7 protein-coding genes are annotated in these 9,137 nt (G+C 65.6%); 6 read left to right on the top strand and 1 reads right to left on the bottom strand.

The window, feature by feature from the left end; all coding sequences use genetic code 11:
• Positions 1-2: 2 nt before the first annotated feature.
• The 6 genes from GTU70_RS00005 (at position 3) to GTU70_RS00030 (ending at position 8,542) form a co-directional block, all read left to right on the top strand.
• Entirely contained in the window at positions 3-1,049 is a 1,047-nt protein-coding gene (locus GTU70_RS00005; RefSeq protein ID WP_166096659.1) for a hypothetical protein, read from the top strand.
• A 163-nt stretch (positions 1,050-1,212) separates the two neighbouring features.
• Positions 1,213-1,719 carry a hypothetical protein gene (locus GTU70_RS00010; RefSeq protein WP_166096660.1) on the top strand — a complete coding sequence of 169 codons (507 nt, stop codon included), beginning with the start codon at positions 1,213-1,215 and terminating at the stop codon, positions 1,717-1,719.
• Positions 1,712-3,676: an AAA family ATPase gene (locus GTU70_RS00015; protein ID WP_166096662.1), complete on the top strand. Its 1,965-nt coding sequence runs from the start codon at positions 1,712-1,714 to the stop codon at positions 3,674-3,676. Before GTU70_RS00010 ends, GTU70_RS00015 begins: the two co-directional genes overlap by 8 nt.
• A complete protein-coding gene (locus GTU70_RS00020; protein ID WP_166096663.1) occupies positions 3,673-4,440 on the top strand; it encodes an ATP-dependent metallopeptidase FtsH/Yme1/Tma family protein in 768 nt (255 codons plus the stop codon). Before GTU70_RS00015 ends, GTU70_RS00020 begins: the two co-directional genes overlap by 4 nt.
• Positions 4,441-4,770: 330 nt before the next feature.
• Positions 4,771-7,146: a phosphoketolase family protein gene (locus GTU70_RS00025; RefSeq protein WP_117371537.1), complete on the top strand. Its 2,376-nt coding sequence runs from the start codon at positions 4,771-4,773 to the stop codon at positions 7,144-7,146.
• Positions 7,147-7,183: 37 nt separating this feature from the next.
• The gene (locus GTU70_RS00030) at positions 7,184-8,542 is read left to right on the top strand and encodes an MBL fold metallo-hydrolase RNA specificity domain-containing protein (RefSeq protein WP_160787993.1); all 1,359 of its coding nucleotides are present in this window, start codon (positions 7,184-7,186) and stop codon (positions 8,540-8,542) included.
• Between the two features lie 15 nt (positions 8,543-8,557).
• On the opposite strand, the gene GTU70_RS00035 is transcribed toward GTU70_RS00030, so the two are convergent.
• Positions 8,558-9,137, bottom strand: a 580-nt coding sequence (locus GTU70_RS00035; RefSeq protein WP_117371535.1) for a GNAT family N-acetyltransferase, incomplete at its 5' end; no start/stop codon positions are given.

The raw sequence follows: 9,137 nt of genomic DNA on the forward strand, positions 1-9,137 counted from the left end.
TGATCGACGCGGCCGAAGCTGCCGCAGCTTCCGGGTCCCGCCCGCGCCCGTTCGGCTTCGGCCGCAATGCGGTTCTGGCTGCGGGTTGCGGACCGGCAGTGCGGCGCCGTCACCCGCATCTCGTCCGCTTTGCCGATGTCGAAGTCGATCTCGATCTGCTCATTGATCGTGCGATTGCCGCGATCGCCGACGGCGAGCCGGCCGAGGACGAGATCCTCGGTCACTACGTCAACATCGCCTCGCTCGTCCGGGCAGTGTCCTTCAGGGAAGGCAAGCTGCTGGAGCATGCGGTCGAGCGTCTGGCGAAAGCGAACCCGAGCATCATCGTCCTGACCCAGTCACTGAAGTTGCCGCTGGTAAAGGCCGCGGTGGAGGCTGTTGCCGGGAATGATTGGTCGAGCCTCGACGGCATCAAACTCGATTGCGAGGCACCGGCGAAGGGCAGCTACACGCCGGACCTGATCGTCGTGAACCGCGCCCGGCACACGGCCTACATCCTCGACGTCAAACGGTCGCTCGCATCCTATGGCGACACGAGCCGTCTCGAGGAGCTGAAGCTCAAAATGATGGCCTCGGCCATGGTCCTGCCGGACTGGCTCTACAAGAACCAGAAGCGGCTGATGGTGGATGCGGTCGAAGTCGCGATCGTCGATGGCGCCAGCCGCCCGAGCGATCATGCCAGTGGTGTCTGGGCGCTGTCCGAACTCGATGACCTCTTGGAGATCGACGGCGTTGCCGCCTGCATGGCCGAACTGCGCCAGCGCTTCGCCATCCGGGTGCAGCAGCTTCTCGAGGCAGCGGCGCGCAAGGCGCTCGGCGACATGGAGCAGCCTGTCTTCGCGCCGAATACGATCGTCGCGCCTGCACCCATGTGCTCGCGGATCAATCTCAACGGGCCGAGCCGGACTTACGAAGAAGACCAGGCGGCGCGCTCATACGATGATGATCACGATCGCGACGAACGGGGCTTCGATGATGGGTCCGATGAGGATGAGCCGACACCGGCCTTCATCCGGATCGGCTTTGCCCGGCGCCCTGCCAGGCACTGAGCCCCGTCGCACATTGCTCGCTACTGCCTGATGGCCTGACCGCCACGCCCTGACGATTGTCGTCAGGTGTCGCGTGGTGATCCCTCGCGTCAAGGCCGCAGCTTTCCCATCCTGTTCTTCTTATGAGCGCTGGGCCCGAATGTGGTCCGGTCAAGGAGTTCCCATGACTTCCGACATCAATCCGGATGTGCCGCCACGCATCCGCTGCGAGGCGATCCCGCCGTCCTCGACGTCCCAGAACCTCGTCTGCCATCGTGCGCACGGCACTGTCCTGCGCTATCTCGGATACGGTGCTGGCCGCCCGACCGGCGACGATCCCGCGCATCTGATCGGCCTGGCGCTCGGCCATGTCCGGCAGGGTACGGGCTTGACCGGCCTCGTACCGGATACGGTCATCGGCCGATTGCAGACCCATGCCGATACAGGCAACCCGGCCTGCCGCCTGCTGCTCGACTGGCTTTCCAGCCGTAATCGCGATCTGGCGGTCTCGACTCAGCCGGATGCGGGCAGTCCGGGTTCGGCCAAGCCCCGTCCTCTTCGCCGCCTGATCCGGGAGCGTCGCCGGGCAAGACCGGGCAGTCTGAAGAAGCGATGGCCGACGAAGGCAGAGCCGACCAATGGCGGAACGGCAATTATTGCCGCGATGACGGAGGGCCGGATCGATGAATAAGCTGTCCCGCCTGTTCCTTCGTCGCCTCGAACGCATCGCCCGCCGCGAGACGCGGCGCAATGCCCTTTCCAATGGTCTCCTGACGATGAAGATCGTCGAGGTCGACGGTCATCTCCTGCGGCGTTACAATCCGGCCTTCGAAACCGCGTCTCTTTCCGGAGACCACGACCGCGACTTGGCGTGGGTTCGTCGGAACTTCGGCGGCTACCTTCTGCCGCCGCCCCAGCCGTCCGACATTGTAACGACTGAAGGTAAGTCGCCGACATCGTACCTGCCGTCTCTCTACCGGCTCGGTCAGGCGACAGCCAACGATCATGCCGCAGCGATCGATCACAAACGTCGTGCCTATGTCGTCGGTCTGGTCGGGCGGGCGGGCAGGGCACCGCTGGTCAGCAACATCGCCGCGGCCCTCGTGCTCGCCCGCGCGATCGAGAACGGTCGTGTGCCGCTTGCCAGGATCGTCCGTGCTGCCGCCATGTCGGCGCCTGTCGTCGCGCTGCATGGGCCGATCGCCGGCTTCGAACAGGCCATGCGCCGCCTCATCGAGACACCGGGCTTCGTCCCGGGCGGCGCCTTGAGCGGTATCGATGGTGAATACGTCTATGATGACGGCACCTTTGCCGGATCCGAGGGGGTAGGCCGCGCCTACATTCAGTTCCTCGGACAGAGCATCGCGCGCCTCACCGGCGCCACGCTTCGGCGTCGGCTGGTGAATGCAACGACACGCGACTATCCGGTCGTTGCGATCAGCGAGAAGGCAGAGGCCATCCCGTCCGAAATCGCCATTGCCGCCGACATCGGTCTTGCGGCAGGCTGGCTGGACTATCCCTTCCTCAGTGCCATGGTGGAGGCGATGCACGGCGCCAGTGGCCTGGCGGCGCTGGAGCAATGGTCGACGGCCTACGACGCGCATTACCTGACGATCGATGACGTCGTGCTGGCCTTCCGGCCGGGTCGCAGCGCATCCCAGGTCATTGCCGTGCTGGCATCTCTCACCGAGCGCAATCGTGTTGCCGCTCGGGATGATGACGATGATGACGACGACGAACCGGCATCCAGAGGTACGGGCAAATCGTCGAAGCCGAAACAGGATGCGAAATCGTCGGAGAAATCCTCATCCGGAAAAGACAGCGGCGGCGGATGGAAGCGCGACAAGCCGTCGGGCTCCGAGGTCATCCAGCCGGAGCCATGGGGACCGGGGGAAAACGATCATCCGTCGCTCGCGGTCGAGATGCTCTCCGGTTACGGCAAGGCCAAGACCTGGGCGCTGGATCTGAAGGCTGATCTGGCCGATCACCGGGCAGGGTCTCTCGCCTGGTCGGAGATGAGCACCAAGCTTCTGCTCCATGGACCGCCCGGGACCGGCAAGACGACCTTTGCTCGGGCGCTTTGCAACAGCCTGCAGATCCCGCTGGTCGTCACGTCAGTCTCGACCTGGCTGCAGGGCGGGTATCTGAACGACGTCATCGCCAGGATGGCCAAAACCTTCGTAGAGGCCCGCGCGCTAGCGCCCGCCATCCTGTTCATCGATGAGATCGATGGCATCGGCAAGCGGCAGCCGGCCGAGCGGGAGTATGCCGACTATTGGAACACGGTCGTCAACAAGGCGCTCGAGCTGTTGGACGGGGCGGTTAAGAGCGAGGGCGTGATCATCGTCGGCGCGACGAACAGGCCGCAGGAGATCGACGATGCGCTGAAACGCTCCGGGCGGCTTGAGACGCATATCGAGATCCCCTTGCCGGATATCGCCACGCTCACGGAAATCTTCGCTCACCATCTCGGCGATGATCTCGCATCGCTGGTTGACGGAAGGACGTCGGAGGAGACCAGGGCCGGTGAGGCGGGTTCCGAGGCCGCGGGGATGAATGCCGACGAGGCAGCAGCACCCAACATCCAAGCCGATCGGGACAGCGACGAACATACCTTGAGGGAAGCTTGGGAAGGAGCCGCGACATGACAATGACATCGAAGCACATTGAACCGGGTACGCCTGAAGCGGCCGTGTCCCTTCTGAGGCGGCTGGCAACAAGGGCGATGGGCCTCACCGGCGCCGATATCGAACGCATCGTGCGCCAGGCTCGGCTGAAGGCACGGCGTGAAAAACGGACGATCCGGTATGAAGATCTCGAGGACGGCATCCGGATGGATCGGCCGCAGGTGCCGTATGATTTGCGCTGGCGCTTCGCCATCCATGAGTCTGGTCACGCAGTCGTACATCATGCGTTGAGGTTGGGGCCGATCCATGGGCTCAACATCGATGCGCCCGGAGGCGGCGGCTACAGCCAGCTCGAGTTCACCGCATCCGGCAGCGATACGCTGGGCTACCGTGAGGACATGCTCGCCATGCTCATGGCCGGACGTGCCGCCGAGCAGATCGTGGTCGGCAAGGTGTCCGCCGGATCGGGTGGCTCCGACGACAGCGATCTGGCGCGGGCCACGAAGATGGCGCTCGCCATGGAGCGGTCCCTCGGCTTCGGGGCGACCCAGCCGCTGCTCTACCGCGATGATAAGGACCCGACCGCCGTGCTCGATGCTAATCCCGATCTCGCAGCCCGCATCCATGCGCGCTTGGAAAAGGCATTTGCGAGGGCGGTCGAGATTGTCAATGAGAACCGCGATAAGCTTGATGCGCTCACCAACGCGCTGTTCGATGCGCAGGCTTTGGATGGCGAGGCCGTAAGACGCCTCCTCAAAGACGGTGATCGACCGCCTTCCGTGTAGACTGTGATTCGGGCGAGCATCGATTGCCGTCGGTGATTGCTCCGATGTTGAGTCAACGTCAGTTTGCCATCAAACGGGGTAAGGCGGCGCGCTTGGACAGAGGACGTTTTGGCGAGTCTCGCCGTTCGTTGAGCTAAATCAAGATCCATTGCGCGAAAACGTCTAGGGTGAGACCATATCGGACGGAAGACAGGAGTTCGCTCCGCATGACCTTGTATCGGCCTTGGTCGGACGCGGCGTCGTGGTTGCTCAGGGACCATTAGGCCTATTTGCGCAATCTCCTCGAATGCGAACGTCGGCCTTTTCGATCCGGCCGCAGGGAGAGAATGCATGGCGAATGATCCTGACCTCGAAGACCTCGCGCTGATCGACCGCTACTGGCGGGCGGCCAACTATCTTTCGGTGGGCCAGATCTACCTGATGGACAATCCGCTGCTCCGCGAGCCTTTGAAGGCGGAGCATGTGAAGCCGCGCCTTCTCGGCCACTGGGGCACGACGCCGGGCCTCAACTTCATCTATGCCCATCTCAACCGCATCATCCGGGCGCGCGACGCCGATGTCCTCTATATCTGCGGCCCCGGCCACGGCGGGCCGGGCATGGTGGCCAATACCTATCTGGAAGGCACCTATTCGCAGGTCTATCCCGAGATCGGCGAGGATGAGGCGGGGCTGAAGGCGCTGTTCCGGCAGTTCTCCTTCCCCGGCGGCATTCCGAGCCACGCGGCCCCCGAAACGCCCGGCTCCATCCATGAGGGCGGCGAACTCGGCTATGCGCTGGTGCATGCCTATGGCGCGGCCTTCGACAATCCGGGCCTCGTCGTCGCCTGCGTGGTGGGGGATGGCGAGGCCGAGACCGGCCCGCTCGCCGCCGCCTGGCATTCCAACAAGTTCCTCAGCCCCGTCAGCGACGGCACGGTGCTGCCGATCCTCCATCTCAACGGCTACAAGATCGCCAACCCGACCGTGCTGGCGCGCCTGCCGGACGAGGAGCTGGCCCATCTCTTCACCGGCTACGGCTACGACCCGATCTTCGTGGAGGGGCATGAGCCGCAGGCGATGCACAGGGCCATGGCGGCCGCGCTCGACGCCGCCTTCGACCGCATCGCGGCCATCCGCGCCGCGGTGAAGGACGAGCCCGCCCGCCGGCCGCGCTGGCCGATGATCGTGCTGCGCAGCCCCAAGGGCTGGACGGGGCCGAAGGAGGTGGACGGCAAGATGGTGGAAAACCATTGGCGCTCCCATCAGGTGCCCGTCTCCGAGTGCCGCACCAACGCCGCCCACCGCGACATCCTCGAAGCCTGGATGCGCAGCTACGATCCCGAAGACCTCTTCGATGCGGATGGCCGCCTGAAGCCGGAGCTGCGGGCGCTGGCACCCACGGGCGCGCGCCGCATGGGCGCCAGTCCGCACGCCAATGGCGGCGTCCTTCGCAAGGAGCTGCGCACGCCCGATATCGGCGCCTATGCGGTCGCCGTGGAGCGGCCCGGCGCGGTCGAGGCACAGGCGACGAAGATCCTCGGCGACTACCTGCGCGACGTGATCCGGCTGAACGCGGCGGATCGCAACTTCCGCGTCTTCGGGCCGGACGAGACGGCCTCCAACCGGCTCTCCAGCGTCTTCGAGGCGACGGACCGGGTGTGGATGGCCAAGACGCTGCAGACGGACGACCACCTCGCGCCGGAAGGCCGCGTCATGGAAGTGCTCAGCGAGCATCTGTGCCAGGGTTGGCTGGAGGGTTATCTGCTTACCGGCCGGCACGGCTTCTTCTCCTGCTACGAGGCCTTCATCCACATCGTCGATTCGATGTTCAACCAGCATGCGAAATGGCTGAAGGTGGCGCGCGAGCTGCCCTGGCGCAGCCCCGTCTCCTCGCTCAATTACCTGCTCACCTCCCATGTCTGGCGGCAGGACCACAATGGCTTTTCCCATCAGGACCCCGGCTTCATCGACCTCGTCGCCAACAAGGGGGCGGATATCGTGCGCGTCTACCTGCCGCCGGACGCCAACACGCTGCTATGGGTCGGCGACCATTGCCTGCGGACATGGAACCGCATCAACGTCATCGTGGCCGGCAAGCAGCCGGCGCCGCAATGGCTGGCGATGGACGAGGCTACCCGCCATTGCGAGGCCGGGCTCGGCATCTGGGACTGGGCGGGCACGGAAGGCGGGCTCGAACCCGACGTAGTGATGGCGGCGGCCGGCGACGTGCCGACCATGGAGACGCTCGCGGCGGTCGACCTGCTCCGCCAGGCGGTGCCCGGCCTTCGCATCCGCGTCGTCAACGTCGTGGACCTGATGGCGCTGCAATCGCCGCAGCATCACCCGCACGGCATCGACGATGCGGCCTTCGACCGGATTTTCACCCGCGACCGGCCCGTGGTCTTCGCCCATCACGGCTATCCCTATCTCATCCACCGGCTGGTCTACAAACGCACCAACCATCCGAATTTCCACGTCAGGGGCTTCATCGAGGAGGGCACGACGACCACGCCCTTCGATATGGCCGTGATGAACCGGCTCGACCGCTACCATCTTGCCATGGAGGCCATAGAGCGCCTGCCGGCCCTTGCCGCGCGCCGGCCCGGCCTCATCGCCGCGCTGGAGGCGAAGCTTGACGCGCACCATGCCTATGTGCGCGAGCACGGCGAGGACATGCCCGAGATCCGCGACTGGAAGTGGCCCTATCCGCGGCCGGAAGCGCCTTAGCGGATCGAGGAGCACATCGGGGAAGGGGAGGCAGGACATGCTGTCATTGAAATCGCTCGGCGGTGCCGGGACCGTCACCGGCTCCAAGCATCTCCTCCGTCTCGGCGAGCACCGTATCCTTGTCGATTGCGGCCTGTTCCAGGGCCTGAAGAACCTGCGCGAGCTCAACTGGGCGCCCTTGACGGTGGCGCCGCGCGACATCGACGCGGTGATCCTCACCCATGCACATCTCGACCATTGCGGATACCTGCCGCGCCTCGTGCGCGAGGGTTATCGCGGCAAGGTCCATGCGACGCCCGCCACTCGCGACGTCGCCGAACTGATCCTGATGGACAGCGGCCATCTTCAGGAGAAGGACGCCGAATTCCTCAACCGGCACAAGCTGTCGCGGCACCAGCCGGCTTTGCCGCTCTATGGCGTCGGGGATGCGCAGCGGGCGGTGGAGCATTTCTCGACCGCCGAGTTCGGTCAGAGAGTGCGGCTTGGCGGGGATGCGTCGTTCCGCTTCCATCCCGCCGGCCATATTCTCGGCGCGGCATGGGTGGAACTGGAGTGGGGTGACCGAAATATCGTCTTTTCCGGCGATATCGGCCGCTACGGCGATCCGCTGATGCGCGATCCCGCCCCTACCGTGGAGGCCGACTATATCCTCGTCGAATCCACCTACGGCAACCGCATCCACGACAGGAGCGACCCGGCCGAGGCGCTGCGGGTGGTCGCCGAGCGGACCATCGCGCGCGGCGGTACGCTCGTCATCCCGGCCTTTGCGGTCGGCCGCGCGCAGGAACTGCTCTACTATTTTTGGAAGCTGAAGCGGGCGGGGCATCTCGGCGAGATCCCGCTGTTCCTCGACAGTCCCATGGCCATCGAGGCGACCGGGCTCATGGGTCGGCACCTGCCGGACCACCGCCTCGACACGAAGACCTGCAGGGACGTCTTCTCCATCGCCCGCTGCACCGGAGACGTCGAGGCGTCGAAGGCGATCAGCGCCAGCCGCTTCCCCAAGATCGTCATCTCCGCCTCTGGCATGGCGACGGGCGGGCGCGTGCTGCATCATCTGAAAGCCTTTGCGCCCGATGCGCGCAACACGATCCTGCTCGCCGGCTTCCAGGCCGCGGGCACGCGCGGGCGCGCGCTTCAGGACGGGGCGAGGGAACTGAAGATCCACGGCTCCTGGGTGCCGGTCAATGCGGAGGTGGCGCATCTCGACATGCTCTCGGCCCATGCCGATGCCGGCGAGCTGATGCGCTGGCTCTCCACCTGCCCGCGCCCGCCGCGCAAGGTCTTCATCGTGCACGGTGAGCCGGAAGCCTCAGAGGCGCTGCGCATCCGCATCGGGCGGGAGCTCGGGTGGGAAAGCGTGGTGCCACGTCTCGACCAGGAATTCGAGCTGTGAGCCGCAAGGCCCGGCTCAGGTGAGGCGGAGGTCCTTGCGGATCAGGATGAGCGTCGGATCGTCGGGATAGGGAACGGCGAGGAAGCCCTGTTCGCGTTCCAGCTCGATGGCCTCGCGGTTCTCGCGGCTTTCCAGCGATTCCAGCGCCTCGGCGCCGCGAGCCTGCGCGTAGCGGGCCGCATGGCGCAGCATTTCCCAGGCGACGCCCTTGTGCTTGTCCTCCGCGCGTACCGAGATCGCCACCTCGGCCTTTTTCGTCGACGGGTCGCAGGCGACCATCGCCGCCGCGATGATGGTCCCGCTGTCCTCGGCGAAGGCGAGGAAGTGCTCGGTCGCGCGGTGATCGACCCGCGTCATCGCGACGAGGCGCTCATGGCTCACCTCGCGCACGCCGCCGAGGAAACGGAAGCGCAGGTCCGCGGGCGCCAGACGGGCGAAGAAATCGCCGAGCGCCGCCTCGTCCTCGGGGCGGACCGGGCGAATGCGCAGCACGAGCCCGCTACGCGTCACCAGATCGCAGCGCCAGAGGTCGGCGGCTTCTAGCGCGGCGGAGGCGTCCGCCCGCTCCGGCTGGTCATGATGAGGATCCGTCATC

The sequence above is a fragment of the Rhizobium flavescens genome (assembly GCF_011319365.1).